Source organism: Klebsiella sp. BIGb0138 (genome assembly GCF_004342285.1).
Classification (GTDB): domain Bacteria; phylum Pseudomonadota; class Gammaproteobacteria; order Enterobacterales; family Enterobacteriaceae; genus Klebsiella.
The window spans coordinates 126566-153223 of sequence record NZ_SMCV01000007.1; the positions used below are offsets into that span (position 1 = coordinate 126566).

Annotated in this window: 24 protein-coding genes; 1 reads left to right on the forward strand and 23 read right to left on the reverse strand. The window is 58.6% G+C overall.

Annotated elements, in window-relative coordinates; genetic code table 11:
- Positions 1–35 precede the first annotated feature (35 nt).
- Positions 36–1328 carry an MFS transporter gene (locus EDF73_RS16595; RefSeq protein ID WP_132730190.1) on the forward strand — a complete coding sequence of 431 codons (1293 nt, stop codon included), beginning with the start codon at positions 36–38 and terminating at the stop codon, positions 1326–1328.
- A 30-nt stretch (positions 1329–1358) separates the two neighbouring features.
- Here EDF73_RS16595 and rlmB read toward each other — a convergent pair whose 3' ends face one another.
- From rlmB to amiB, 23 genes are all read right to left on the reverse strand, one after another.
- Positions 1359–2090: a 23S rRNA (guanosine(2251)-2'-O)-methyltransferase RlmB gene (gene rlmB / locus EDF73_RS16600; protein ID WP_004857074.1), complete on the reverse strand. Its 732-nt coding sequence runs from the start codon at positions 2088–2090 to the stop codon at positions 1359–1361.
- A 106-nt stretch (positions 2091–2196) separates the two neighbouring features.
- Positions 2197–2997: an ATP-binding cassette domain-containing protein gene (locus tag EDF73_RS16605; protein ID WP_132730191.1), complete on the reverse strand. Its 801-nt coding sequence runs from the start codon at positions 2995–2997 to the stop codon at positions 2197–2199.
- Entirely contained in the window at positions 2994–3983 is a 990-nt protein-coding gene (locus EDF73_RS16610) for an ABC transporter ATP-binding protein (RefSeq protein ID WP_132730192.1), read from the reverse strand. Before EDF73_RS16610 ends, EDF73_RS16605 begins: the two co-directional genes overlap by 4 nt.
- Positions 3976–4836, reverse strand: a complete 861-nt coding sequence (locus EDF73_RS16615; protein WP_132730193.1) for an ABC transporter permease — start codon at positions 4834–4836, stop codon at positions 3976–3978. The genes EDF73_RS16610 and EDF73_RS16615 overlap by 8 nt, the downstream gene beginning before the upstream one ends.
- Positions 4833–5789 carry an ABC transporter permease gene (locus tag EDF73_RS16620; protein WP_085396958.1) on the reverse strand — a complete coding sequence of 319 codons (957 nt, stop codon included), beginning with the start codon at positions 5787–5789 and terminating at the stop codon, positions 4833–4835. The genes EDF73_RS16615 and EDF73_RS16620 overlap by 4 nt, the downstream gene beginning before the upstream one ends.
- 12 nt (positions 5790–5801) lie before the next feature.
- Entirely contained in the window at positions 5802–7364 is a 1563-nt protein-coding gene (locus tag EDF73_RS16625; RefSeq protein WP_132730194.1) for an ABC transporter substrate-binding protein, read from the reverse strand.
- 21 nt (positions 7365–7385) lie between these two features.
- Entirely contained in the window at positions 7386–8603 is a 1218-nt protein-coding gene (locus EDF73_RS16630) for a M20 family metallopeptidase (protein WP_132730195.1), read from the reverse strand.
- 52 nt (positions 8604–8655) lie between these two features.
- Positions 8656–9432 carry an ABC transporter ATP-binding protein gene (locus EDF73_RS16635; RefSeq protein WP_132730196.1) on the reverse strand — a complete coding sequence of 259 codons (777 nt, stop codon included), beginning with the start codon at positions 9430–9432 and terminating at the stop codon, positions 8656–8658.
- Positions 9432–10202, reverse strand: coding sequence for an ABC transporter permease (locus tag EDF73_RS16640; protein WP_132730197.1), 771 nt, complete (start codon positions 10200–10202; stop codon positions 9432–9434). The genes EDF73_RS16635 and EDF73_RS16640 overlap by 1 nt, the downstream gene beginning before the upstream one ends.
- Complete coding sequence (locus EDF73_RS16645; protein WP_132730198.1) at positions 10199–11206, reverse strand: glycine betaine ABC transporter substrate-binding protein; 1008 nt, start codon at positions 11204–11206, stop codon at positions 10199–10201. The genes EDF73_RS16640 and EDF73_RS16645 overlap by 4 nt, the downstream gene beginning before the upstream one ends.
- Positions 11207–11280: 74 nt before the next feature.
- On the reverse strand, positions 11281–11988 hold the full coding sequence (locus EDF73_RS16650; protein ID WP_132730199.1) for an amino acid racemase: 708 nt from the start codon (positions 11986–11988) through the stop codon (positions 11281–11283).
- On the reverse strand, positions 11981–12997 hold the full coding sequence (locus EDF73_RS16655; protein WP_132730200.1) for a D-cysteine desulfhydrase: 1017 nt from the start codon (positions 12995–12997) through the stop codon (positions 11981–11983). The genes EDF73_RS16650 and EDF73_RS16655 overlap by 8 nt, the downstream gene beginning before the upstream one ends.
- Before the next feature lie 289 nt (positions 12998–13286).
- Complete coding sequence (gene rnr, locus EDF73_RS16660; protein ID WP_132730201.1) at positions 13287–15731, reverse strand: ribonuclease R; 2445 nt, start codon at positions 15729–15731, stop codon at positions 13287–13289.
- A 37-nt stretch (positions 15732–15768) separates the two neighbouring features.
- Positions 15769–16194: a nitric oxide-sensing transcriptional repressor NsrR gene (gene nsrR, locus EDF73_RS16665; protein ID WP_132730347.1), complete on the reverse strand. Its 426-nt coding sequence runs from the start codon at positions 16192–16194 to the stop codon at positions 15769–15771.
- Between the two features lie 228 nt (positions 16195–16422).
- Entirely contained in the window at positions 16423–17721 is a 1299-nt protein-coding gene (locus EDF73_RS16670; RefSeq protein WP_132730202.1) for an adenylosuccinate synthase, read from the reverse strand.
- 102 nt (positions 17722–17823) lie between these two features.
- On the reverse strand, positions 17824–18021 hold the full coding sequence (locus EDF73_RS16675) for a DUF2065 domain-containing protein (protein ID WP_132730203.1): 198 nt from the start codon (positions 18019–18021) through the stop codon (positions 17824–17826).
- 220 nt (positions 18022–18241) lie between these two features.
- On the reverse strand, positions 18242–19246 hold the full coding sequence (gene hflC / locus EDF73_RS16680; protein ID WP_132730204.1) for a protease modulator HflC: 1005 nt from the start codon (positions 19244–19246) through the stop codon (positions 18242–18244).
- Positions 19247–19248: 2 nt separating this feature from the next.
- Complete coding sequence (gene hflK, locus EDF73_RS16685) at positions 19249–20505, reverse strand: FtsH protease activity modulator HflK (RefSeq protein WP_132730205.1); 1257 nt, start codon at positions 20503–20505, stop codon at positions 19249–19251.
- Between the two features lie 65 nt (positions 20506–20570).
- Positions 20571–21851, reverse strand: coding sequence for a ribosome rescue GTPase HflX (gene hflX / locus EDF73_RS16690; RefSeq protein ID WP_132730206.1), 1281 nt, complete (start codon positions 21849–21851; stop codon positions 20571–20573).
- A 255-nt stretch (positions 21852–22106) separates the two neighbouring features.
- On the reverse strand, positions 22107–22415 hold the full coding sequence (hfq, locus tag EDF73_RS16695; RefSeq protein WP_004857035.1) for an RNA chaperone Hfq: 309 nt from the start codon (positions 22413–22415) through the stop codon (positions 22107–22109).
- Between the two features lie 92 nt (positions 22416–22507).
- The gene (gene miaA, locus EDF73_RS16700; protein WP_132730207.1) at positions 22508–23458 is read right to left on the reverse strand and encodes a tRNA (adenosine(37)-N6)-dimethylallyltransferase MiaA; all 951 of its coding nucleotides are present in this window, start codon (positions 23456–23458) and stop codon (positions 22508–22510) included.
- Entirely contained in the window at positions 23451–25313 is a 1863-nt protein-coding gene (mutL, locus tag EDF73_RS16705; protein WP_132730208.1) for a DNA mismatch repair endonuclease MutL, read from the reverse strand. The genes miaA and mutL overlap by 8 nt, the downstream gene beginning before the upstream one ends.
- Before the next feature lie 10 nt (positions 25314–25323).
- Positions 25324–26658, reverse strand: coding sequence for an N-acetylmuramoyl-L-alanine amidase AmiB (gene amiB, locus EDF73_RS16710; protein ID WP_132730209.1), 1335 nt, complete (start codon positions 26656–26658; stop codon positions 25324–25326).

Below are 26658 nucleotides of genomic sequence, written 5' to 3' on the forward strand. Positions count from 1 at the left end.
CACCTGTGACTGTTTTGCGCACTTCGGGATGATTTATGCAGACCGCAACAATGACAATGGGCGCCCACAGGCGCGCGCTGATCGCCGGTTCTATCGGCAACTTTATTGAATGGTATGAGTTTGCCGTCTATGGTTTCCTGGCGACGGTCATCGCCCAAAACTTCTTCCAGCTGGCAGGGGAAGCCCCGCTAACCGGCCTGATCCTGACCTACGCCTCCTTCGCGATCGCTTTTTTCTTTCGTCCCCTGGGCGCCATCGTCTTTGGCCGGATCGGCGATCGTATCGGCCGTAAGCCGACGCTGATTATCGTGCTGGTGATGATGACGCTGGCGACGACGGCCATCGGCGTGGTGCCGACGTATGCCAGCATCGGTATCGCCGCCCCGCTGATATTAACGGGGCTGCGGATTTTGCAGGGGCTGTTTGCCGGCGGAGAATACGGCGGCGCGGTCTCGCTGATGACCGAGTTCGCCCCACGCGGCAAACGCGGATTGTATGGCGCATGGCAGTCCTTCACCGTGGCATTGGGCCTGCTGGCCGGAGCGGGCGTCGTCGCCCTGATTTCAGCCGTCCTGAGTCCGGAAGCGCTGCATGCCTGGGGCTGGCGTATTCCGTTCTTCCTTGCCATACCGATGGGGGTGGTAGCGCTCTGGCTGCGGATGAAAATGGAGGAGACGCCGGGGTTCCTGCGCCAGCAGAAGCAGCAACAACCGCAGGCCAGCGCAAACTTCAGCCATACGCTAAAAGCCATTATAACCGGCATTGGCCGCCTGATGGTCTGGTCCGCCGCCGGGTATACCTACCTGGTGATTATGCCCGCCTATCTGCAATCCTCGCTGCATACCGGGTTTAATCAGGCGCTGTTGATTGCGGTAATCTCCAATATCGGCTTCGCCATCACCATTCTGCCCGCCGGCATGCTCAGCGATAAATGGGGCCGTCGTAAGGTCATGGTACTGGCTGCCGTACTGCTGCTGGTGCTGGCGCTACCGCTGCTGAAAATTTTGCAGGCGGAATCCAGCACGCTGCTGGTGAAGGGAATCGTGGTGCTGATCGCCGGGGGACTGGTGGGGGTGCTGGCAGGACCGGGGCCGGCGATGCTGGCGGAAATGTTCCCGACGAGGGTGCGCTATACCGGGCTCGGGCTGGCCTACTCGCTCTCTAACGCCGTGTTCTCCGGCTGCGCCGGGCTGATTATTACCGGTTTGATCAAACAGACCGGTAATCTTGATATTCCGGCGTACTACGTCATGGCGACGGCGGTGGTGAGCATTGTCGCGCTGATGACGCTCAATAAAAACGATCATCTCCGCGCGCTGGACGAGTAGCCGCCATCCGCGGCGTGCGCCCGGCGTGAATTAGCTACGCTGGCGCACCGCTTCAAACAGGCAAATGCCGGTGGCCACGGAGACGTTCAGCGAAGAGACGCTGCCGGCCATCGGGATGCTGATCAGCTCATCGCAGTGTTCGCGGGTCAGGCGGCGCATGCCTTCGCCTTCAGCCCCCATCACCAGCGCCATCGGGCCGGTCATTTTGCTCTGGAACAGGGTGTGGTCCGCTTCGCCGGCGGTGCCGACGATCCAGACGTTCTCTTCCTGCAGCAGGCGCATGGTACGCGCGAGGTTGGTGACGCGGATAAGCGGGACGTTCTCTGCCGCGCCGCAGGCCACTTTTTTCGCCGTCGCGTTCAGCTGAGCGGAGCGGTCGCGCGGCACAATCACCGCGTGTACGCCGGCCGCGTCGGCGCTACGCAGGCAGGCGCCGAGGTTGTGCGGATCGGTGACGCCATCGAGGATCAGCAGGAACGGCTGTTCGAGTGAGGCAAGCAGGTCCGGGAGATCGTTCTCCTGATACTGGCGTCCCGGCTTCACGCGGGCAATAATCCCCTGATGCACGGCGCCTTCGCTTTTCTCATCGAGAAACTGGCGGTTAGCCACCTGAATCACCACGCCCTGCGCTTCAAGGGCGTGGATCAGCGGCAGCAGGCGTTTATCCTCGCGGCCTTTCAGAATATACACTTCCTGAAAACGCTCTGGAGCGCGCTCGAGCAGGGCCTGCACCGCGTGGATGCCGTAAATCATTTCACTCATTAAAGATACTCATCTGGGGCGGTATGCGCCGGGTTAATTGGGCCGTGAACCACTTCACTTGCGCCTATTATAACCGACATGGCGTTCAAATCGACTCCTGTCCGCGTTAACCGTTGGCCAATGCGCGCCTCTCGCCCGCCGCCGCCGGATGGGCAGGTAAAATGGCGTTCAGTAAATAGCGCGTATAGTCATGCCCGGCATGGGTGAAAATACGTTCCGTCTCACCCTGCTCAACGATCTTGCCCCGGTACATCACCCCCACGCGGTCAGCAACGTGTCTGACCACGTTTAAGTCATGAGAGATAAACAGGTAAGCCAGCCCATATTCGCGCTGCAGCGCCATCAGTAAATTGAGTATCTGCGACTGGATCGACACATCTAAGGCCGAGACCGGTTCATCGCAGACAATCAGTTTCGGTTTGAGGATCAACGCTCTGGCAATGCCAATGCGCTGGCGCTGTCCCCCGGAAAACTCGTGCGGGTAGCGGGCGGCATCCTGCGGGCGCAGGCCAACCTGCTCCAGCATTTCGGCGACCCGCATTTTACGCTTGTCGATGCCGTGAATAATGAGCGGCTCTTCCAGGCTGTAGCCAATACGGCGCCGGGGATCGAGCGATGAGAGCGGATCCTGAAAAATCATCTGCATATCCCGGCGCACGCTGCGCCAGCCTGCGGCATTGAGCCCCATCAGCGAGCGCCCCTCAAACACCACGTCACCGGCGGTCGCCGGCGTTAACCCCAGAACCAGCCGCCCGGTGGTGCTTTTACCGCTGCCGGATTCCCCCACCAGCGCCCAGGTCTCGCCCGCATGGAGATTGAAGCTCACATTATCTACCGCACTCACCGCATCCCCACGGCGCAGGAACGTCTTTGATAGCTGATTGACTGTCAGCAACGGTGTCGTCATCGCCAAATACCTCCTTCTTCCGCTCGCCAGCAGCGAACCTGGTGTCCCTCGCAGTCAACGGGGCGCAGCGCTGCTGCCTGCGTCCGGCATCGGGGCTGCGCCAGCGGACAGCGATCGGCATAGGCGCACCCGGCGGGCAACGCGTGCAAAGAAGGCACCTGCCCGCGAATTTCCGCCAGCGGCGTTTTCGGCGGATGATTTGCCGAAGGCCGCGCCGCCAGCAGCGCGCGGGTATACGGATGGCGCGGTCGCTCGAAGAGCGTGTACACATCCGCTTCCTCCACCACCTGCCCGGCATAGAGCACCACCACGCGCTGGCACAGTCGCGCCACCACGCTGAGATCGTGGGTGATAAAGATAATGCCCATCCCGGTCTGTTGTTTTATCTCATCGAGCAGATCGAGAATCTGCGCCTGAATCGTGGCGTCCAGCGCCGTGGTCGGTTCATCGGCAATCAGCAGCGAGGGAGAGGTTGCGATAGCCATCGCGATCATCACGCGCTGGCGCATCCCGCCGGAAAGCTCATGCGGCCAGGCGCTGGCGCAGCGCGCCGGCTCAGATATGCCGACCTGCGCCAGCAGACTGAGGATTTTCTCCCGCCGCTGCGCACGAGAAAGCGGAGTATGCAGCCGCAGGCTTTCATCAATCTGCAGCCCAATGGTCATCACCGGATTCAGGCTGGCCAGCGGGTCCTGAAAGATCATCGCCATCTCCCGACCGCTTATCTGTCGACGCGCCTTTGCCGGGAGCGAATGCAGCGCTTTACCCGCCAGCACAACCTCACCCTCGACGCGGCTGGTACGGGGGGATAACAGCCCCATCAACGCCCGGGCGGTGACGCTTTTGCCACAGCCGGACTCGCCAATAATACCGAGCGTTTCATGAGCATTGACCTGAAACGACACCTCCCGCACGGGGGAAACTACCCCCTGATGGGTCGCGAAGCTGACGTCCAGCCTGTTAACACGCAGCAAAGTCTCAGCCATAACGCCCCCCTTGTTTCAACAACCGCAGTACCCGACTCGGCAAGGGCTTAAGCCCCGGATCGGCGCTGTCACGCAGATCGTCGCCAATGATATTCAGCCCCAGAATCAGCAGTACGATGGCTAATCCAGGGAAAAAGGTCATCCACCAGGCGCTAAAAATCACCGTCTTTCCCTCCAGCAGCAGGTTGCCGAGACTGGGCATCGGTGCTGGTACGCCGGAGCCGAGAAAGCTCAGCGCCGCCTCGGTGAGGATGGCGACCGAAAACACCCAACTGACCTGAACGATAAACGGTGAAATAACGTTGGGCAGCAGGTGCAGCCAGATAATGCGCGACGAGGTGGCTCCCTGCGCCCGCAGCGCTTCGATAAAATTTTTCTCTTTAATCACCATCGCCGCTCCGCGAATCACACGGGCAATCGACGGGACATACACCAGCGAAAGCGCCAGCACGACGTTGGCAATATTCGGTCCCAGTACGCCGACGATCGCAATCGCCAGCAGCAGAGAAGGAAAGGCGAACAGGCCGTCGCAAACGCGCATCAATACCCGGTCCAGCGGGCGATACCAGGCGCACAGCAGCCCGATGACCATCCCCGTCACCCCGGCAATAGCCGCCACGGCGGCCCCCACCGAAAGTGATACCTGAACCGCCAGCGCCACCCGGACGAACAGATCCCGACCGAAGTTATCGGTACCGAACCAGTGGGTGGCGGAAGGGGGTTTCAGGCGGCTTAGCGGATCGATGCTGTAGGGATCCCAGGGGCTGAGGGCGCTGGCGAAAAAGGAGAGCAGCACGATAGCCAGCAGCAGGCCGGGCCAGATTAGTCGCGCGGGATGCTTTATCACCATCATTTTTCCCCTTCATCGACGGAAAGACGCGGATCGGCCAAATAGCTCAACAGATCCACCGCCAGATTGATCAACACATAGCAGACGGTGATCAGCAGCACGACGCCCTGGATCACCGTCACGTCCCGGCGTTCGATGGAATCCACGATCAGCGAGCCCACGCCAGGAATGCCAAATACGCTTTCAATCACAATCGTACCGGTGACCAACGAGGCGAACGATTCGCCGCAAATCGTCAGGATCGGGATCAGGCTGTTTTTCAGCGTGTGGCGCAGCAGTACCAGTCGCTCCGGCACCCCCTTCGCCCGTGCGGTGCTGATAAATGCTTCCTGCATTACATCCAGCATGACCGCACGGGTCATCCGCGCGATCAGCGCCGCAATGCGCAGGCCAAGCGCCACAGCGGGCAGCGTCAGATACCAGATGTTTAACCAGAAGGATGTATTGGTGGAACGATAGCCCACCACCGGGAACCAGCGCAGCTGCACGGCGAAAAAGAAAATCAGAAACAGGCCAAGCAAAAAACCCGGTACCGACATGCCAAAGGTCGCCAGCATACGAATAACGCGGTCCGTCGCGCTTCCGTGCTGCCAGGCGCTGATGACGCCGCCCGCCAGCCCCAGTGCCAGCGCCAGCGCCTGGGCATACAGTGCCAGCGCCAGCGTTGGCGTCAGGTGCTGTAAAAACAGGCTCATCACGCTGGTATTTAAAAACAGCGACTGCCCCAAATCGCCGGTAAGCACCTCGCCAGCCCAGCTGGCGAACTGGACCAGCAGTGGCCTGTCCAGCCCCATCTGCTGGCGCAGCGCGGCAATATCCTGCGGACTGGCGTCATTTCCCAGAATAACCAGCGCCGGATCGCCCGGCGCCAGGTGAATCAGACAAAACACCACCACCGCCACCACCGCCAGTACCGGCAGGAGCGCCAGCAGACGGTGAAACAGGTATCTTTTCATCGCCCTCTCCCGTCAGGGTGCGGTGACGCTAACGTTCCACAGGATCGGTCCAATCAAATCCTGGTAGCCTTTAACATTGTTTTTGATTGCCACGGCATCCGGCGTGGTGCGTCCCAGCACAATCACCGGCAGATATTGCCAACTCAGCTCGTTGAGTTTATCCACCAGCGGTTTCGCCGCCTGCAATGACGCGGCCTGTTTGATCTCATCGAGAACGGCGTCAATCTCCGGGCTGTTGCTCAACCCCGGGAACTTCGCACGGGAATCGAGGAAAGGATACTGGTGCAACACCTGGCGCATGGAGAACTCCAGCGCACAGAGATCGAAGTTTTTCGGATCCTGACGACGCTGCAGCACCGTTGGCCAGTCGTATACATCCAGGCGGGACTTCACGCCAATCTGCTTAAGAACCTGCTGGGCAACAATCGCCAGGTTATACAGCTCGGCATACTCTTTGGTGGCAATAATCACCACTTCCTCACCCTTATAGCCGGATGTTTTCACCAGCTCGCGCGCCTCATCCAGCTTGCGCTGGTTCCAGTAAGGTTTTCCGGCCTCGCTGTACCAGTCCACCTGTTCCGGAAAGCCCAGCGAGGGATCCTCTTTAAAGAAACGCGGGTCACTGTAGCCCGCCAGCAGCGTTTGATGTACGTCGAGCGCAAGGTTGAAGGCCTGACGCAGCTTCAGGTTGGCAAACGGCCCCTGATGTTTATTAAACAGATAGGTGATCAGCGATCCGCCGCTTTGCGGCTGGAACAGCGACAGATCCGGCGCGCGGCTCAGAGTTTCGATATTGTCTTTTGGCAGCTGGAAGACAAGGTCGTATTCTCCGGTCATCGCCCCCGCCAGACGGGTAGATTCATCGGTAATATAGCGGAACCAGATATCCTTCACGTCGGCCTTTTTCTGCCCGGACAACCCGCTTGCTGGTTCTGACCGCGACTGATACTGGTCATAGCGCGTTAAATGCAGATAGTCGCCAGGCTTAAACTCCGCCAGCTTGTAGGGGCCGGTGCCGATCAGTTCAGTCACCGGCTTCTTGCTGCCGTTCGCTTCATTGATAATGCGTGCGGGCATGATCGCGGCGATATTTTTCACATCCGCCAGCACATTGAGGGTAATCAGCGATGGGGCGGGTAGCGTGAACCGCACGGTTTTATCATCAACCCTGGTGAACTGAACGCCGGGCAGATTGGCTTTGCCCTGGGTGGATACCGCCAGCCAGCGGTTCATGGAGGCCACCACGTCGTCCGCCGTCAGCAGCTGCCCGTCATGGAAATGAATCCCCTCGCGCAGCACAAGCGTGTAGGTTTTACGGTCGTCGCTGAGGGTGTAGCTCTGCACCAGCTCGGGCACCGGCTCGAACTTTGCGTTAATCGTGAACAGCGTTTCGAAGATATGGCGGTCGACATCCGACGTGGCGTTATTAGTCGTCAGGTAGGGATCCAGCGTTCCCGGACGATTGCCATAGGCGATATTCAGGGTGGCATTGCGATCGACGCTTGCCGCCTGCGCGCTTCCCAGGGGTAAAACCGCCGCCAGCATCAGCGCGGCGGCAGAAAACAGCATTTTCATTATGATAGTACTCCGATGAGATCAGGCGGCCCGCGTGGCGGCTGTGCGCCCGGCAAACTCATTTTTGGCATCCGCCAGCAGCGCGGCGTCCGTCAGTAAACGCAGTCCGGTCCGCGCCAGCACCAGCGCCCCGGTGACCAGGGCATCGTATCCCTGAGACGAGTTAGCGGCTTCGCGAAAGGCCACGGTATGACCGATCAGATCGTCCGGGCCGATCTTGATATACGGATGCGCGGTGGGGACGGCGTGGCTGATATCGCCGGCGTCGGTGGAACCCAACCCCTCTTTCTCTTTCAGCTCGACGCTTTCGCCCGCGACGGTGAACTCTTCCAGCAGCACGCCGTTGAGGGTGTGATTGATATTGAAATCGCGCGGTCCCACCTGATGTTCAATTTTCACCGTGGTACCCGTCGCCAGCGCAACGCCTTCGGCGATGGCCCGAATACGCGGCTCCAGCGCAACCACCTCTTCACGCGTGTGGGCGCGGATGTAGTAGTGGGCGGAGGCGTACTCCGGAATGACGTTCGGTGCCTGCCCGCCGTTGGTGATAATACCGTGCACGCGGATGCCGTCCGGCAGCTGCTGGCGCAGTACGCTGATACCGTTGTACAACAGCACCAGCGCATCAAGGGCATTCACCCCCTTATGCGGCGAGCTGCCCGCATGGGACGGCTTGCCGTAGAAGTGAAAGTAGAGGTGGTTATTGGCCAGCGATGGGCCGGAGAGCCGGGTTTTACCCGCCGGATGAACCATCAGCGCGACATCCACATCCTCGAGGAAACCGTGCTCCACAAAGCGGGCTTTCACGTTGCCGTTCGGCCCGCCTTTACCGCGTAGCCCGCCCTCTTCCGCCGGGGTGCCCAGCACCACCACCTTGCCGCCGGTACGCTCCAGCGTTTCGCCGAGCGCCACGGCCGCGGCCACGCTGGTAACGCCGATAATATTGTGTCCGCAGGCGTGACCGATATCGATCAGCGCATCGTATTCCGCCAGATAGGCAATAGTCGGGCCCGGTTTACCACTCTCTTTAACCGCGAAAAACGCCGTTTCGTGCCCGGCGACGTTAGTGGTAACGGTAAAACCGTGTTTTTCCAGCAGCTGCGTCAGCAGACCGCTGGCGTAATACTCGTTATTGCCGGTTTCAGGATGGGCGTGAATATCTTTGGCTATCGCCACATACTCATCCCGGTGCTGGTGAATACTTGTTGCCAGACGGTCTCGTAATTCGCTTGTGCTCATTGCTTCCACCTCAGTCATCACAGTTGATCCATTCCCGCCGCCGGGAATGCGTTTAACCTAAATGCCGTTTTGCCTCCAGGCGCACCCGGTGCAAAACGTGATGCTTAATCTCGCTATAGCGCGGGTGTTCCGCCAGGGTTTCGATGTCCCGCTCGCGGCCAAAGGGCAGGACGATCTCTTCGACGATTTTGCCCGGCTTCGCCGACATGATCAGAATGCGGTCGGCGAGGAACAGCGCCTCTTCGACATCGTGCGTCACAAACAGCAGCGTGGTGCCGGTCGAAAGCCAGGCCTCGCGCAGCAGCTCCTGCATCATCAGCCGGGTTTGCGCATCCAGCGCGCCGAACGGCTCATCCAGCAGCAGCACCTCCGGGCCGGGCAGCCAGGCGCGCGCCAGCGCCACCCGCTGTTTCATGCCGCCGGAGAGCTGCCAGGGAGCGTGATGCTCAAACCCTTTCAGGCCCACGCGCCCCAGCCAGTCCAGCGCCCGCGCGTTGGTCTCTTGTTTGCGGTATTTGCCCAGCCGCGGGCCAAAGGTGACGTTCTCCAGCACCGACAGCCACGGGAACAGATTCGGCTGCTGGAAAATCATGCCGCGATCCGGCCCCGGCGCGCGTACCGGTTTGCCCCCCGCCGCCACGCGTCCCCGGTCCGGTTGGGTAAACCCGGCCACCAGGTTGAGAATGGTGGATTTCCCGCAGCCCGACGGGCCTAACAGGACGACAAATTCCCCTTTATTCAGCGACAGGCTGATATCCTCAAGCACCGTGAACGGCCGTGGCTTAGCCGCAAAGGAGAGCGAGACGTTTTCCAGCGTGATGGCACTCATTATTCTTTCCCCGCCCAGGGCACAAACAGGCGTTGCAGCCCCAGCAGCAATAAATCCAGCAGATAGCCAATGCCGCCCAGCAGCAGAATGCCGAGCATGACGATATCGGTACGCAGATAGGAGCTGGCGTTAATCACCATCCAGCCCAGGCCCGAACTGGCCGCCACCATCTCCGCCGCAATCAGCGAGGTCCAGCCGATACCGATCGACAGCCTGACGGTGGTGAAGAGATCGGGTAGCGCATCCGGCAACACCACCCGCAGGAAGATCTGCCGACGCGAAGCCCCGAGGGTTTGCGCCACGCGAATGCGCGATCGGCCGATGCGCTCGACGGCGGCAGAGGCCCCGACCACCACGCTTAAAAAGGTGGCGATAAATATCAGGAAGAATTTGGACGCTTCGCCGATCCCCAGCCAGACCACGGCCAGCGGGATCAGGGCGATTTTGGGCAGTGGGCGCAGGAACTGCACGAACGGGTTTAACACGGCGGCGAGGCCATCCGACAGCCCCATCAGCAGCCCCAGCGGAATGCCGATGATAATCGCGACCGCAAAGGCGCTGAGCGCGCGCGCGAGGCTCACCGCGATATGTTCCCACAGCGGCACCTGACGATAGCCATCCGCCAGCAGCTCTTCGGTGGTGAGGCCGATATCCGTTAGCGAAGGCAGCAGCAGCGGGTCGACCCACTGCCGCGTCGCCGCCACCTGCCAGACGATAAAGAAAACCGCCACCGAGACGATGCTGATGGCGATATGCTGGCTCAATCTCATTGCGCGGCTACCGCCGCATCGCGGATATAGCGTGAATTAATCGCGGCATCCCAGTTCGCCGGAATGTCGCGTTTACGGATTTCGCCAATCCCCGCGAGGAAGCCGGAGGTTTTGCTCAGCGCTTTGCCGATACCGCTGTCGGACGTTTGCGTCCCGTTCCCCAGCCATGCTGCCGTCCCCTGCTGGCTCAGCGTGGGATATTCCAGGCCGCCAAGCGTATTCGCCGCGGTGGTCACCGGGGCGCCAACCTCTTTCGCCACGATAGCCGCCGCGCGCTCCGGGTCTTGCTTAAATTCGTCAACCTTTTGCTGGTGAACGCGCAGGAAAGCGGTCACCACCTGCGGATATTGTTCGGCGAAGGCTTTACGCACCACGTAGTTGTTGTAAATCAGGTAGCCATCTTTTTGCAGATCTTTGGTGGCGAAGACCTGATGTCCGCCGGAGGACTCCAGCTCCTGGGCAAATGGTGCCCACACGTAGCCGGCATCAATATCACCGCGCTTCCAGGCGGCGACCATATCTGCCGGGCGCAGCGGCAGCAGGGTGATCTTGCTGCGATCCAGTTTGTTGACGTCGATGGCGGCTTCAAGGGCGTATTGCGCCGTCGAATTCGGTGGATAGGCCACGCGCTTGCCTTCGATATCTTTAATGCTGCTGATGCCCTCTTTGCCAATCAGCCGTTCATAACTGGCAATAACGCCGGAGACGCCAATAATCTCCACCGGCAGTTTTCTGACGATCCCCGCCGCCGCCGGGCTGGATCCGAAGTTAGCAATATCAATCGCATTGCTGGCGAAATAATTTAACGCATCGGCGCCGGAGGCAAACTGCACCCACTTCACTTTACTGTTTAACGCTTTATCCAGAGAGCCGTCGGCCTTCGCCAGCATTAATACCTGGGAACCGCCGCTATAAGCCACCCGGACTTCAGCCGGCGTCTCCGCAAAGCTGGCGTTGGCCCATAAACTACCCGCTGCAAGGAATAAGCAGAGAATTTTTTTCATTATATTTACCCTTCGAAAGTTCGGAAATTTCACGCCCGGATAAATAACCGGACTCAATCGTATTCAGTGATCTTTTAACGGGCTTGCCATAATTGCGAACATCGCTCGGCCAGCGCCTGGGCCGGGTCGAACGTCAGGTCAGCAAACGGCGCCTTCACCGCCGCAAACGCAACGGGAACCTCGGTGCAGGCCAGAATCAGCTTTTGCGCGCCGCGTGCAAACAGCGCGTTGGCCTGGCGCATCAGCAGCTCGCCCCCTTCTTCCAGCGCACCGCGTTTGACCGCATAACACCCGGGGACAAACCACCGGGCCAGCTCCTCCTCCGTCGGCTCAATAACCGCCCTCCCCTGCGCCGCCAGCTTGCGCTGATACCAGCCCGCCTCCAGCGTGCCTTGTGTGGCGATAATTCCCACCCGCTGAGGTTGATCCGCCTGCTGCGCCAGCGCGGCTAGCGTCGCGTCAACGATGTGCAGAATCGGGGCTTCGCTCACCTGGCTGAGAGCGTCATACCAGTGATGCGCCGTATTACAGGGGATGGCGATATGGCTGGCCCCCGCCTGATTGAGCTGTGCAATACCATGGATAAGCTGCGGCAGCGGCGACGGCCCGCTTCCCGCCAGCGCCTTTTGCCGGTCCGCGATCTGCGGGACATTCCACACCACCGAGGGAAGCTGCTGCTGATCGTTCTGCGCCGGCGTGGCATCAAGCAGGCGCCGCTGAAAGTCCAGGGTGGCAAGCGGCCCCATCCCTCCCAGCACGCCGAGCAGAAACGGCTTACTCATGGCGGGTCTGCGCCTCCAGCAGCTGGCGGTAGCCGAACAGTCCCGCAGAGCCGCCGGTATGGATAAAGACCACGTTCTCATCCTGACGGAAGTGGCCCTGACGAATCAGATCGATAAGCCCGGCCATTCCTTTCGCGGAGTAGACAGGATCAAGCAGAATACCCTCGTGGCGCGCCAGCAGCGTCAGCGCCTCCAGCGTTCCCGCGGTTGGCAGACCGTAGCCCTCGCCGACGTAATCGCTATTGGCCACCACGGCGCTGCGCGGCAACTCGCCCGCCACGCCCAGCAGATTGAGGGTTCTCGACGCCAGGTTCCAGACGTTCTCTTCCTGCTTCGCCTTCGGCGCGCGCACGCTGATGCCCAGTACCGGAACGTGGCTGTTGGTCGCCGTAAAGCCCGCCACCAGCCCCGCCTGGGTACCGGTGCTGCCCGTGGCGTGAACCACATGGTCTATGCGCAGGCGTAACTGAGATGACTGATACAACAGCTCTTCGGCGCAGGCGACGTAGCCCAGCGCGCCGATGGGGTTAGAGCCGCCGCCGGGAATGATGTACGGATTGTGCCCTTGTTCACGCAGCGTGGCGGCATACTCCTCCATCGCCTGCTGCATATCGGTGCCGCCCGGCAGATGGGCAACGATCTCCCCGCCCAGCAGCTCATCCAGCAGCACGTTGCCGGAGCGTTGATAATCCTCGCCAAAATCCGTCACCCGCTGCTCCAGCAGCGCTTTGGCCTGCAGGCCAAGACGCGCGGCGCCGGCAATGGTCTGACGGACATGGTTAGACTGCGTGGCCCCCTGGGTAATCACCACGTCCGCGTTTTTCGCCAGCGCATCCGCCAGTAAAAACTCCAGCTTGCGGGTTTTATTCCCCCCGCTCGCCAGGCCGGTCGCATCATCGCGTTTTATCCATATTTTTGGCCCGCCTAATAATTTCGACAAATTATCCAGCGGCTCAAGCGGAGTCGGGAAATGACCAAGTGACACACGGGGAAAACGGGCCAGATGCATATATGCTCCTTGCACACATAAAGGGGGGATCAAAAGTAAAATCCACTATACACAGCGGAAAAATATGGCTAATCAAAAAGAATAAATAACGATTGCTGAAAATAGACTAAGCAGGAAATAGGCGGGGAAAGGAGCAATATCTATTCTGTTATGGAATGACTTACGGCAAAAAAGAATAACCCCCTCCGGCTGGAAGGGGTTATATACCCATCATACTGCGGGTTGCCGGTACGCTGGCGATGCGCATTTCCCCTACAACCCAAATGATTGAGGGGCCGGAGGCGCTGACTTACTCCGCGACTTTTTTCTTCGCCGCGCGCTTCGCTTTGGTGGCGGCGGCGATTTTCTGCGTCTGCGCAGAGGGTTTTTTGGCGCTCTTCTCTTTCTTCGCCTTCGCCGGTTTCGCTTTACCGTTATCACCGCGGAAAGCGCTGTCCGGCTCGAAATTCACCTTCTTGCCCGCCTGGCGACGACGGCCGGAAGGTTTACCTGCATTGCCGGTCTTCTTGCTCTTCTCGCGTGCGGTCTTACCCACGTTGCGCGGGCCGCGCTCGCTGGAGATCAGCGAGAAGTCGATTTTACGCTCGTCCATGTTGACCGCTTCGACGCGGACTTCCACACGATCGCCCAGACGATACGTCTGGCCGCCGGATTCGCCGATCAGACGTTGCCCGACCTGATCGAAACGATAGTAGTCGTTATCCAGCGAGGAAACATGCACCAGCCCGTCGATAAACAGCTCGTCGAGGCGGACGAAGAAACCAAAACCGGTAACGCTGGCAATCACGCCTTTAAAGACGTTACCCACCTGATCGAGCATAAAGTCACACTTCAGCCAGTCAGAAACTTCGCGAGTGGCTTCATCGGCACGCCGTTCGGTCATCGAACAGTGCGCGCCCAGCTGCAGCATCTCATCCATGCTGTAGTGCCAGCCGCCGGTCTCGGTGCTGTTGCCTTTGTGCCCCTGCTCTTTCGCCAGCAGGTACTTGATAGCACGGTGCAGCGACAGATCCGGGTAACGACGAATCGGTGAAGTGAAGTGCGCGTAGGACTGCAGCGCCAGGCCAAAGTGGCCGCGGTTCTCCGGGTCGTATATCGCCTGCTTCATCGAACGCAGCAGCATGGTTTGCAGCATTTCATGATCCGGACGGTCGGCAATCGAGATCAGCAGCTCAGCGTAATCACGCGGCTCCGGCTTATTGCCGCCCGGCAGCTCCAGCCCCAGCTCCGCCAGTACCGAACGGAAGGCGGTGATGGCTTCGGTGGTCGGCTTATCGTGAATACGGAACAATGCCGGCTCCAGCGCCTTCTCAACGAAGCGTGCGGCGGAGATGTTCGCCAGAATCATGCACTCTTCAATCAGCTTGTGCGCGTCGTTACGCTGCGTCTGCTCAATGCGCTCGATGCGGCGTTCGGCGTTAAAGATGAACTTCGCCTCTTCGCTTTCAAACGAGATCCCACCGCGCTCTTCGCGGGCGCTGTCCAGCACCTTATAGAGCGTATGCAGCTCCTCAATATGCTTCACCAGCGGCGCATAGTGCTCACGCAGCTCCTGGTCACCCTGCAGCAGGTGCCACACTTTGGTGTAGGTCAGGCGCGCATGTGAACTCATCACCGCTTCATAGAACTTATAACCGGTCAGACGGCCCCTGGACGAGATGGTCATCTCGCAGACCATGCACAGGCGATCGACCTGCGGGTTCAGCGAGCACAGGCCGTTGGAGAGCACTTCCGGCAGCATCGGTACGACCTGGGAGGGGAAGTAGACCGAGGTTCCGCGGCTGCGCGCTTCAGCGTCCAGCGGCGTACCGGGACGGACATAGTAGCTGACGTCGGCAATGGCAACCCACAGGCGCCAGCCGCCACCGCGTTTCTTCTCGCAGTAAACCGCATCATCAAAGTCGCGGGCATCTTCGCCATCGATGGTCACCAGCGGCAGGTTGCGCAGGTCAACGCGGCCAACCTTCGCCTCTTCCGGCACCTGCTCTTTCAGTACAGAAACCTGCTTTTCGACCGCCGGCGGCCAGGTGTAAGGGATTTCATGGGTGCGCAGCGCCATATCGACCGCCATGCCGGTCCCCATATTATCGCCCAGCACTTCGACGATTTTACCGATCGCTTTAGTGCGACGGGTCGGGCGCTGGGTCAGTTCGACCACCACCACAAAGCCCATCCGCGCGCCCATCACCTCTTCAGGCGGGATTAAAATATCGAAGCTCAGGCGGCTGTCGTCCGGAACGACGAAGCCCACGCCGGCATCGGTGAAATAGCGGCCGACGATTTGGCTGGTTTTCGGCACCAGCACGCGGACGATACGCGCTTCGCGGCGGCCTTTACGATCGGCGCCCAGCGGTTGCGCCAGCACCTGGTCGCCGTGAATACAGGTTTTCATCTGCTCAGACGACAGATACAGGTCGTCTTTACGCCCTTCCACGCGCAGGAAGCCATAGCCGTCGCGGTGGCCGATGACGATACCTTTGAGCAGGTCGAGACGTTCCGGCAGCGCGTAGCACTGGCGGCGGGTAAAGACCAGCTGCCCATCGCGCTCCATGGCGCGCAGGCGACGGCGCAGACCTTCAAGTTGTTCTTCGCCTTCGATATTCAGTTCTATCGCCAGCTCATCGCGACTGGCCGGTTTTTCACGTTTTGCTAAATGATCGAGGATAAATTCCCGGCTCGGGATGGGGTTCGCGTACTTTTCTGCTTCGCGGTCCAGGAAAGGATCTTGTGACATGTCGGTTCCTCCGTTGTCATCTCTGGTGGAGTTTATGTCACTCCACCAGCAATAATTTATAAAGCGGTTGATTCTCTTCAACCAAATCAGCCAGCGTGTAGTTATCTAGTTCCTTGAGAAAACTTTGCGCAGCTTCAGCCAGCGCCTTTTTCAGGCGACAGGCGGGAGTAATGTGGCAAAATTCGCTACTGCAATTGACCAGCGATAGCGGCTCCAGATCGCGCACGACATCACCCACGCGAATGCTTTTCGCCGGCTTACCTAGCCGAATGCCCCCGTTCTTTCCCCGCACGGCCATCACGTAACCAGCACGACTTAACTGATTGATTATTTTTACCATATGATTACGGGAAACGCCGTAGACCTCCGTCACTTCGGAGATACTGGTCATTCTGCCATCCGGCAGCGACGCCATATAAATCAGCGCGCGTAATCCGTAATCCGTGAAACTCGTTAACTGCACATCAACCTCAGGGTAAGGGGAAAGCGGCGTACACCTCATGCTTCAGGCTGCTTCTGCGTTGACTGACCGGGCGCATCCTGAATGCTTTTGTGTCGTGATCCTCGGGTAATAACGATATTAATACTGTATTGATGATAAACCAGCCAGCGCTCAGGCCGCTAATTTATTTGAAATGGGGCGGGTGAACAGCAAAAACAAGGGGCGCCCTATCGGCGCCCCTGGAGATGATTATGCGTCAAACGGGTCGCGCAGAATCATGGTCTCGGAACGGTCAGGACCGGTAGAGATGATATCAACCGGTACGCCGGTCAGCTCTTCAATGCGAGCGATGTAGTTCAGAGCCGCCTGCGGCAGACCGCTACGCTCTTTCACACCGAAGGTGGTCTCAGACCAGCCCGGCATGGTTTCATAAATCGGCTCAATGCCTTGCCAGTTGTCGGCAGCCAGCGGGGTGGTTGTCACTTCACGGCCGTCCGGCAGACGGTAAGCGACGCAGAGTTTCACCTCTTTCAGGCCGTCCAGAACGTCCAGCTTGGTCAGGCAGAAGCCCGACAGGGAGTTGATCTGCACCGCGCGACGAATCGCGACGATGTCCAGCCAGCCGGTACGACGACGGCGGCCGGTCGTGGCGCCGAACTCGTTACCCTGCTTGCACAGGAATTCGCCGGTTTCATCAAACAGTTCGGTCGGGAACGGGCCTGCGCCGACGCGAGTCGAGTAGGCTTTGATGATCCCCAGAACATAGTCAACATAACGCGGACCCAGGCCGGAACCGGTCGCCACGCCACCGGCGGTGGTGTTGGACGAGGTCACGTACGGATAGGTGCCGTGGTCGATATCCAGCAGGGTACCCTGCGCGCCTTCGAACATCACGAAGTCGCCGCGCTGACGCGCCTGGTCCAGCAGATCGGACACGTCAACCACCATCGCCGTCAGGATGTCGGCAATCGCCATCACATCATCCAGCACTTTCTGATAGTCAACCGCTTCTGCTTTGTAGAAGTTCACCAGCTGGAAGTTGTGATATTCCATCACTTCTTTCAGTTTGTCAGCGAAGGTTGCTTTATCAAACAGGTCACCAACGCGCAGACCGCGACGTGCCACTTTATCTTCGTAAGCCGGGCCGATGCCGCGACCGGTAGTACCGATAGCTTTCGCACCGCGTGCTTTTTCACGCGCCACATCTAGGGCGACATGATAATCGAGGATAAGCGGGCAGGCTTCGGACAGCAGCAGACGCTCACGAACAGGGATACCACGGTCTTCCAGACCTTTCATCTCTTTCATCAGCGCGGCAGGAGACAGCACAACACCGTTACCGATGATGCTGATGACGTTCTCACGCAGAATACCTGATGGAATAAGATGGAGGACGGTTTTTTCACCGTTGATTACGAGAGTATGGCCTGCGTTGTGACCACCCTGGTAGCGCACAACATATTTAGCCCGTTCTGTCAGGAGATCGACGATCTTCCCTTTACCTTCGTCACCCCATTGGGTGCCCAGTACGACGACGTTGTTACCCATTTTTCAAAATCACCGTTTGCTTAAAAATGGATTCTACCATCGCTTTTTCAGAGTTACAGCACTTTTTGCACTCAATTCCAGTCAAGTCTGACCACTTTTTGATCAGCTCAGTGATTTCGTCAACATGTAGTAGATGACAAACCCGGCAACCACAAGCCCCCCGCCGAAGCGGCGCAATAAATTATCCGGCAGCTGACTCATGGTCGCCACCATGCGACGCCAGGCGCGAGGATAGAGCAGCGGCCCAAGCCCTTCGAGTACTAAAACCAGCGCCAGCGCCAGCCAGATTGTTGCGTTCATTATTGACCCTTAGAGAGAAACGTCCTCACCGCCCCCGCAAGGCGTCAGTGGCAGACATGCGGATATTTAACCGTTGCGCGCATTGTCAGGCATTTCAGCGCTATTATGAACTTCTTTTGTGAGAAATAGTTCATAACCCGTTGTGTTTCGGGTTATTTATAAGCGGTGAGCGATAAAAAAAGGCGCCTTTCTCAAGGCGCCTGATGACTCACGACAGGACTTACTTGCGAACGGTGTCCGGTGACTTCATATAGCGGAAGAAATCGCTATCCGGGCTGAGCACCATCACATCCTGATTGCTCTGGAAGCTATTCTCGTAGGCGCGCAGGCTGCGGATAAAGGCGTAGAAGCCCGGATCCTGGCTAAACGCATCGGCAAACAGCTTCGCCGATTCGGCATCGCCTTCACCACGCATGATACGGCCCTGACGTTCCGCTTCAGCCAGCGTTTTGGTGACTTCATAGTCCGCCGTTGCCCGCAGCTTCTCAGCCTCTTCCTGACCCTGTGAACGGTGGCGACGAGCAACCGCTTCACGCTCGGCGCGCATACGGTTGTAAATCGCTTCCGACACTTCGGCCGGCAGGTTGATCTGCTTAATCCGGACGTCGACAACTTCAATACCCAGCGCCGCCATACTGTTCGGGTTAACGACCGGTACCTTACCATTCGTTTCAGCGGAGACGCGCTCCGCCGCTTTGGCGATAGCATCGTCGGCAGCCGGGGTGCTGACTTCATCTTCCGTGCCCGCAGAGCCGGAGTTCAACGCATCGCGAACTTCCAGCGTCAGGCGCCCGCGGGAATCGGTGACGATATCTTTCACGTCCAGGCGACCAATTTCAGAACGCAGACGGTCAGAGAATTTACGCTTCAGCAGCACCTCGGCCTGGGAGACGTCGCCGCCGCCGGTAGCCAGGTAGTAGCGGCTGAAGTCGCTGATACGCCATTTGATGTAGGAGTCAACGATCAGGTCTTTCTTCTCTTTGGTGACAAAGCGATCGGCCTGGTTGTCCATGGTCTGGATACGCGCATCCAGCATTTTCACTGACTCAATGAACGGGATCTTGAAGTGCAGACCCGGCGCATACACCAGCGGTTTGTTTTCACTATCGCGCAGAACTTTACCAAAACGCAGCGTAATGCCGCGCTCGCCCTCTTTGACGACAAAGATAGACATGTAAAGCACTACCAGCACGATGACAATTATCGCAATAACAGATTTACGCATCGTTATTCCCCCTGACGCTGGTAGTCGTTACGCTGCGCGTTGGCGCGGCGTTGGTCCATAATGTTGCCGTCCGTAGCGGTCGGCGTGGTGCTGGCACTGCTTGAGCTGGATGCAGGCGGCAGGCGCAGCAAATCGTTCGCGCCACTGCTACCGCTCTTTGCCGCCGGGGCGCCAGCGCCTTTCAGCATCTGGTCCAGAGGCAGAACCATCAGGTTGCCGCCCTTATCGTTAACCAGCACTTTGCGGGTATGGCTCAGCACTTTTTCCATGCTTTCGATATACAGACGTTCACGGGTAATTTCCGGCGCCGCTTTATACTCCGGCAGGATCTTCGCAAAGCGCGCGACTTCACCCTGAGCTTCGAGGACGGTCTGAGTCTTATACGCACGCGCCTCTTCGAGGATACGCTGCGCCTGACCATTGGCGCGCGGCTGAACTTCGTTGGTATACGCTTCGGCTTCACGGATGTACTGCTGTTCGTTCTCACGAGCCGCAATCGCATCATCAAACGCCGCCTTCACTTCCTCCGGCGGACGCGCGGTCTGGAAGTTGACGTCCAGCAGGGTAATACCCATGTTGTACGGACGGATGGTCTCTTCCAGCTCACGCTGGGTATCGCTACGAATAACGGTACGACCTTCGGTCAGGATGCGGTCCATCGTGTACTTGCCGATCACGCCGCGCAGGGCGCTGTCGGTCGCCTGACGCAGGCTGTCGTCTGCGCTGGCTACGCTAAACAGGTAGCGCTCCGGATCGGTCACGCGATACTGCACGTTCATCTCCACGCGCACGACGTTTTCATCAGACGTCAGCATGACGCCAGAAGCCGCCAGTTCACGTACCGATTCAACGTTTACCGCCTGCACGTTATCGATAAAGGTTGGCTTCCAGTTAAGACCAGGCTCAACCAGATGGCTGAATTTACCAAAGCGCGTGACCACACCGCGTTCCGCTTCCTTGATGGTATAGAACCCGCTGGCCGCCCAGATAATTACCGCGGCGACAGCGACGATGCCGACAATGCGTCCGCCCATCGGGCCACGCGGTCCCAGAGAGCCGCTACCGCTCCCCTGGCCCCCTTTGCCGCCACCGAGCCCGCCAAGTTTTTTACTTAACTTGCGGAAGATATCATCCAGATCGGGTGGCCCCTGCTCACGACCACCTTTATTGCCATTTCCCCCAGAGTTGCCGCCTTGGTTATTGCTGCTTCCCCACGGGTCGCGGTCCTGTCCGTTATTACCGGGCTGATTCCACGCCATGTATATGCTCCATATTTGTTTTTGATATCCCCACAGGGGTTAATATCTTCAGGCAAGCTGCAAGGTCAAATCACGTAATCAACCAGCGCTGGCTCTTGTTTACAGAGGCGACGCCAGTCAACGATCGGCATGCGCACCTGCAGACCCACGCTGCCGTCATCCTCCAGCCACTCTTTTTCTATCGCCTGAAGCTGATAAAAACGACTTCTCAGCCGCCCTTCCCGTGGCGGTAGACGCAGCGTGTGCTGCGCTACTTCACCGGAAAGCCGCTCCGTCAAAGCCTGAAAAAGCAGCGGTACGCCAACTCCGGTCTGGGCGGAGAGCCAGACCCGAATCGGTTTATTCTCTTCATCTCGGTCGATACGCGGTTCAAAATCATCCAGCATGTCGATTTTGTTCATCACCAGCAGCATCGGGATCTCATCGGCCTCGATTTCAGCAAGAACCGTATTTACCGCGTCAATGTTTTCCTGCACACGGACATCGGCGGCATCAATCACGTGCAGCAGCAGCGTCGCCTCACGCGTCTCCTGCAAGGTGGCTTTAAACGCTGCCACCAGATCGTGCGGCAGATGGCGAATAAAGCCGACGGTATCCGCCAGCACTGTCTCGCCAACATCCGTCACATCAATGCGGCGCAGCGTCGGGTCCAGCGTCGCGAACAGCTGATTCGCCGCGTAGACCTCAGCTTCAGTTATCTGGTTGAACAGCGTAGATTTTCCGGCGTTGGTGTAACCCACCAGCGAGACGGTAGGAATATCGGCTTTGGCTCGTGACCGCCGTCCCTGTTCACGCTGCTTTGACACTTTCTCCAGCCGCGACAGGATCTGCATAATCCGATTGCGCAGTAGTCGACGGTCAGTTTCGAGCTGGGTTTCACCCGGGCCGCGCAAACCAATCCCGCCTTTCTGTCTTTCAAGGTGGGTCCAGCCGCGTACCAGGCGCGTGGCCATGTGACGCAGCTGTGCCAGCTCAACCTGCAGTTTCCCTTCATGGGTACGCGCGCGCTGGGCGAAAATATCTAAAATAAGACCGGTGCGATCGATAACCCGGCATTCGCATAAGCGTTCCAGATTACGTTCCTGAGCCGGGCTCAGAGCATGATCGAACAGCACGACTGACGCGCCGGTCGCTTTTACGGCTTCCGCAATTTCGACAGCCTTACCTTCACCAACAAAATATTTTGGGTGCGGTGCTTTACGGCTACCGGTAATCACCTGCATTGCTTCGACACCGGCAGAGGAGACCAGGGATTCAAACTCCTGAAGGTCTTCCATATCTTTGTCTTGCGAAAAATAGATGTGTACCAGCACCGCCTGCTCACCGGCATCATAACGGTCAAACAAGCGTAAACCCCTTCTAAAATACCAGCGGGGAACACAGTTACCCGTCGTCTTTCAGGTCGCATGGGCGTTGGCTTTCTTAGCCGGCCCTTAGCGAGCCGCCGCACGCGTCGTTCAAATCTGCACCTGGCAAATTTGTCTTTAGCCCCAGTCACTTACTTACGCAAATGACTGGGGTGTCACTCCGCGCCGCCATCCTGCAACCTGAAACTCAGAGAGTAAAAACGGGTTCCCCGGCATGGAAAAACAGCATCAACCTTATTCGGTGTCTTCGCTGTCTTGCTGCGGCGCAGAAGAACCCTGCGCGCTACCACCGTGGTGATAGTTGCTTGTACCGCCGCCAGCATTATTGCTGTGGTGAGACACCGGGCGAGACGGGACAACAGTAGAAATTGCGTGCTTGTAGACCATCTGGCTGACCGTGTTTTTCAACAGGATCACGAACTGATCGAAAGACTCAATTTGCCCTTGCAGCTTAATACCATTCACCAAATAAATAGAAACCGGAACGCGTTCCCGACGCAAAGCGTTCAGGAACGGATCTTGTAAAGATTGCCCCTTAGCCATTCTCTCTTTTCCTTATATGTATGCTTGTTTTGTACTCAGAACCTTGCGATTCTTAAAAAAAATTACGCACGATACGGTTTAATTGTACACGTTCAGTCTTGGCTCGCACCAACTACCTGTAATACTTTGTTGAGCGCCTGTTCAGGTTGTTCACTATCCAGCCAGTGAATACCTTCCCAACCGCGCAACCAGGTGACCTGACGTTTCGCTAACTGTCTCGTCGCGCAAACACCTCGATAAACCATTTCATCATACGGGATCTCGCCATCAAGATATGACCACATCTGGCGGTATCCGACACAACGAATGGAAGGCATATCCGTATGCAAATCTCCGCGGGCAAATAGCGCCCGTACTTCTGCTTCAAAACCCGAAGCCAACATCTGATGAAAACGCTGTTCTATGCGTTGATGGAGCAGTTCACGGCTCGCCGGGGCGATGGCGAACTGATGCACCTGGTACGGCAGAGCGTCTCCTGACGTTTGCGTCAGTTCCGTTAAAGTTTTACCCGAAATGAAAAAAACTTCCAGTGCTCGGGAAAGTCTTTGCGGATCATTTGGATGAATACGCGCGGCGGCTACGGGATCGATCTCCTGTAGCTGCCGATGCAGTGCGTGCCACCCCTGCTCAGCCGCCTGTTGCTCAATTTTGGCCCTGACCTGAGGATCCGCCGAAGGTAACGGCGACAACCCTTCCAGCAACGCTTTGAAATACAACATTGTTCCGCCAACCAGCAGCGGAATTCGCCCGGCAGCGACAATATCCGCCATCTCTGCCAGCGCATCGCGACGAAAGTCCGCCGCGGAATAGGCCTCTGCCGGGTCGCGAATATCCAGCAACCGATGCGGCGCAGCGCTCAGCTCCGCGGCATCCGGCTTGGCTGTGCCGATATCCATTCCTCGATAGATAAGGGCGGAATCCACACTAATCAACTCTACCGGTAAAATTTTACGCAAAGCGATCGCTAATGCGGTTTTGCCGGAGGCCGTTGGGCCCATTAAAAATATTGCCTTAGGCAGGCTCGCCTTCGTGACATCACTCATCTTTCAGGGCATTCATCGCCGAATGTAAATCAACAGGTTGTAACAGCCCACCCGGCGGCGCTTTGACCAGTTGCGGGCACAAACGTTCAACGTCTGCCAGCACGGCAATAGCCTGCGCCATATTCCACTGCGCATGTTCGCTCGCCAGATTACGCGCTATCCACTGCGCGATGTTGCCAACGTCGAATGCCTTTTGCTGCGCCAGGTAGCCTATCAGTTCAGGAATCAAGATTTGTAAATTTTGTTGTCTTAAGGGTAAAGGCACTGCGCGCACCGTCAAATGTTGGGCATCTGATTGCAGATCGATACCCAGCATGGCCAGCGCCGACTGCGCTTTACCCAGCGCTTCTTTCTCCGCGGCAGACGCTTTGAGCCGCAGCGGGATCAGCAGCGGCTGAGCACAAACCGGCTCGACCTCCGGCGTCAGCTGCGCCTGGCGCAACCAGCGCTCGGCCACCGGCAATGCCAGCAGCGCCAGCTTACCGTCACGTTCCAGCAGCGCGCAATCGCCCCCCACGAGGGTCAACACGCGACCAAAGCTTTGGCTATGGCCGGATAACCCTTCTGCGGCCGGCGTCGACGGCGGGCTTTTACGCTCAGCGGCCGGCGTTTCCAGCAGCTGGCGATACAACGCCCCCTGCTGTTTTTGATAACCCGGCTGCGCGTGCGGCCAGCTGGCGGAGCCCGCAGAAGCGGAGCCGGCCGATGGCCGCGGCGTGTCGCCGTGATAGCCCGGCGCGGCGGGTTCACGCACGGCGGCGGGCTGGGCAAACTGGTTGCCGCCCGCCGCAATACGGTTTTCCGGCACCTGCGGGCGCGCCGGTTGGTCCTCATCGGCCGCCAGCGGCGCGTTAAGCTGCTGCTGAAGCACGCTCAGGACGCCCTGATAGATAAAGTCATGCACCAGACGCGACTGATGGAAACGGACTTCGTGCTTAGCCGGATGGACGTTGACATCCACCTGGTGCGGATCGATCTGCAGATAAAGCACAAATGCGGGCTGCTGATCGGCCCCCAGCTTATCTTCGCAGGCCTGACGAATGGCGTGGTTGATTAAGCGATCACGCATCATGCGGCCGTTGACGTAGCAATACTGAATTTCCGCCAGCGTCGGGTTGGTATGCAGCGGATCGGCCACCCAGCCGCTGAGGGTTAGATCGCCATGCAGCCATTCAATGGCCAGCGCATGGTCGAGAAACGACGTGCCGCAGATCGCCCCTAACCGCCGCTCGCGCTGCCCGCCCTGGGGCACGGCCCGGTACTGACGCACCGCTTTACCGTTGTGGCTGAGGTTAATGGTGACATCGAAACGCGCCAGCGCGATACGCCTGACGATCTCGTCGATATGGCCAAACTCGGTCTTTTCGGTGCGCATAAACTTGCGCCGCGCCGGAGTGTTGTAGAACAGATCCAGCACTTCCAGCGTGGTGCCAACCGGGTGCGCCGCTGGCTTGACGGTCACCTCCTGATCGCGCCCTTCGGCATACGCCTGCCAGGCTTCCTGTTGCTCCGCCGTACGGGAGGTCAGGGTCAGCCTGGCAACCGAGCTAATACTGGCCAGCGCTTCGCCGCGAAAGCCGAGGCTGATGATCGCTTCCAGATCGTCAAGTGAGGCAATCTTACTGGTGGCGTGACGAGCCAACGCCAGCGCCAGCTCGTCTTTTTTGATTCCGCAGCCGTTGTCACGAATACGAATAAGCTTCGCCCCGCCGCGTTCGATATCAATATCAATTCGCGTGGCTCCCGCGTCGAGACTGTTTTCGACCAGCTCCTTGACCACCGACGCCGGACGTTCCACCACCTCACCTGCGGCAATCTGGTTGGCGAGCTGCGGCGGTAGAACCTGAATCGGCATGACTGACTCCTTAATTTATCAACATCTTGCCAGGCGAAGTCGCGCTGGCGGTTTGCGCGGGCTCACCGCGCGGTGCCGACTGCAGCGGATGCTGCATAAAATAGTTACGCAGGCCGTTATAAATGGCTTCGGCCACCTGCTGCTGGTAATTGTCGCTACCCAACAGGCGCTCTTCCCCGGTATTGCTGATAAACCCGGTTTCCACCAGAATCGATGGAATATCCGGTGAGCGCAATACGCCAAGGCTGGCGTGCTCCGGGCGGCGTTTGTGCAGATCGCCCACCCGCTGCAGCTGGCTCAATACGTTTGTCGCCACATCATAGCCAACGCGCTGTGAATGGCCGAACTGTAAATCCAGCACCGCCTGGCTCAGGTAAGGGTCTGACTGGCTGTTCGCCAGCACGTCGCCCGCGCCGCCGAGCAGCTCAGATTGTTTCTCATGCTGCTCAAGCCAGCCCGCCATCTCGCTGTTTGCACGGCGGTTGGACAGCACCCACACCGACGCCCCGGTCGCCTCGCGGTTCGGCGCCGCATCGGCGTGAATCGATACCAGGAAGTTGGCGTTCTGTTTACGCGCGACGTCCGAACGCCCCATCACCGAAATGAAATAGTCGCCATCGCGGGTCATCACCGGCCTGAACATCGGATCAGCGCTGAGCAAAGCGCGCAGCTTGCGGGCGATGGCGATAGTTACGTTCTTCTCTTTAGTGCCGTTCTGACCGATCGCGCCGGGATCCTGACCGCCGTGACCGGCGTCGATGGCGATAATCACCTTATCGTCCGTCGCCACCGCGCGGCTCACCGGGCGCGTCACGCTCTGGCTTTGGCTGCTGCTCATCGCCGTTTGCCGCTCGCTCCCCGATGATTTAAACGGATTACGGGCCGGTTCTGCCGGACGGGAAGGCAAACGCGGTTGCTCCACCCGTTTTGCGACAACCGGTGGCGGAGGAGGCGGCGGGGCATCGGCATTAATGGTGAACACCACGGTATAGTTCGCGCCGTTTTGCTGCTTCACCGCCCGGGTTTTACCATCCTCGGTCAGATCGACCAGCAGGCGCAGAGACTGCGTATCCTGCGGCGTCCCCGCGCGAATGCTTTTCACCAGATTGCTGCCGCTAAACAACAGCGGCAGCCCCTGCAGCACGCCGGTCTGCTTAATATCCAGCGCCACGGTGCGCTTGCCCTGTGGGCTAAACGAGTATTCGGGATCGCCGATAAAACTAATGGTAATACGGGCTTGCTGATCTCCGTTTGAGACCTGGATATCGGATAAACTGGCCGCGGTGGCCTGAATGCTCCACAGCATCAGCGCGGCGGCCAGCCAACTGGTTATGCGATATATCAT

What these genes read in the sequence shown, in the direction of transcription:
- EDF73_RS16595 (WP_132730190.1), top strand. Translation starts at nt 36, where the DNA reads ATGCAGACCGCAACAATGACAATGGGCGCCCACAGGCGCGCGCTGATC.
- rlmB (WP_004857074.1), bottom strand. Translation starts at nt 2,090, where the DNA reads ATGAGTGAAATGATTTACGGCATCCACGCGGTGCAGGCCCTGCTCGAG.
- EDF73_RS16605 (WP_132730191.1), bottom strand. Translation starts at nt 2,997, where the DNA reads ATGACGACACCGTTGCTGACAGTCAATCAGCTATCAAAGACGTTCCTG.
- EDF73_RS16610 (WP_132730192.1), bottom strand. Translation starts at nt 3,983, where the DNA reads ATGGCTGAGACTTTGCTGCGTGTTAACAGGCTGGACGTCAGCTTCGCG.
- EDF73_RS16615 (WP_132730193.1), bottom strand. Translation starts at nt 4,836, where the DNA reads ATGATGGTGATAAAGCATCCCGCGCGACTAATCTGGCCCGGCCTGCTG.
- EDF73_RS16620 (WP_085396958.1), bottom strand. Translation starts at nt 5,789, where the DNA reads ATGAAAAGATACCTGTTTCACCGTCTGCTGGCGCTCCTGCCGGTACTG.
- EDF73_RS16625 (WP_132730194.1), bottom strand. Translation starts at nt 7,364, where the DNA reads ATGAAAATGCTGTTTTCTGCCGCCGCGCTGATGCTGGCGGCGGTTTTA.
- EDF73_RS16630 (WP_132730195.1), bottom strand. Translation starts at nt 8,603, where the DNA reads ATGAGCACAAGCGAATTACGAGACCGTCTGGCAACAAGTATTCACCAG.
- EDF73_RS16635 (WP_132730196.1), bottom strand. Translation starts at nt 9,432, where the DNA reads ATGAGTGCCATCACGCTGGAAAACGTCTCGCTCTCCTTTGCGGCTAAG.
- EDF73_RS16640 (WP_132730197.1), bottom strand. Translation starts at nt 10,202, where the DNA reads ATGAGATTGAGCCAGCATATCGCCATCAGCATCGTCTCGGTGGCGGTT.
- EDF73_RS16645 (WP_132730198.1), bottom strand. Translation starts at nt 11,206, where the DNA reads ATGAAAAAAATTCTCTGCTTATTCCTTGCAGCGGGTAGTTTATGGGCC.
- EDF73_RS16650 (WP_132730199.1), bottom strand. Translation starts at nt 11,988, where the DNA reads ATGAGTAAGCCGTTTCTGCTCGGCGTGCTGGGAGGGATGGGGCCGCTT.
- EDF73_RS16655 (WP_132730200.1), bottom strand. Translation starts at nt 12,997, where the DNA reads ATGCATCTGGCCCGTTTTCCCCGTGTGTCACTTGGTCATTTCCCGACT.
- rnr (WP_132730201.1), bottom strand. Translation starts at nt 15,731, where the DNA reads ATGTCACAAGATCCTTTCCTGGACCGCGAAGCAGAAAAGTACGCGAAC.
- EDF73_RS16670 (WP_132730202.1), bottom strand. Translation starts at nt 17,721, where the DNA reads ATGGGTAACAACGTCGTCGTACTGGGCACCCAATGGGGTGACGAAGGT.
- EDF73_RS16675 (WP_132730203.1), bottom strand. Translation starts at nt 18,021, where the DNA reads ATGAACGCAACAATCTGGCTGGCGCTGGCGCTGGTTTTAGTACTCGAA.
- hflC (WP_132730204.1), bottom strand. Translation starts at nt 19,246, where the DNA reads ATGCGTAAATCTGTTATTGCGATAATTGTCATCGTGCTGGTAGTGCTT.
- hflK (WP_132730205.1), bottom strand. Translation starts at nt 20,505, where the DNA reads ATGGCGTGGAATCAGCCCGGTAATAACGGACAGGACCGCGACCCGTGG.
- hfq (WP_004857035.1), bottom strand. Translation starts at nt 22,415, where the DNA reads ATGGCTAAGGGGCAATCTTTACAAGATCCGTTCCTGAACGCTTTGCGT.
- miaA (WP_132730207.1), bottom strand. Translation starts at nt 23,458, where the DNA reads ATGAGTGATGTCACGAAGGCGAGCCTGCCTAAGGCAATATTTTTAATG.
- mutL (WP_132730208.1), bottom strand. Translation starts at nt 25,313, where the DNA reads ATGCCGATTCAGGTTCTACCGCCGCAGCTCGCCAACCAGATTGCCGCA.
- amiB (WP_132730209.1), bottom strand. Translation starts at nt 26,658, where the DNA reads ATGATATATCGCATAACCAGTTGGCTGGCCGCCGCGCTGATGCTGTGG.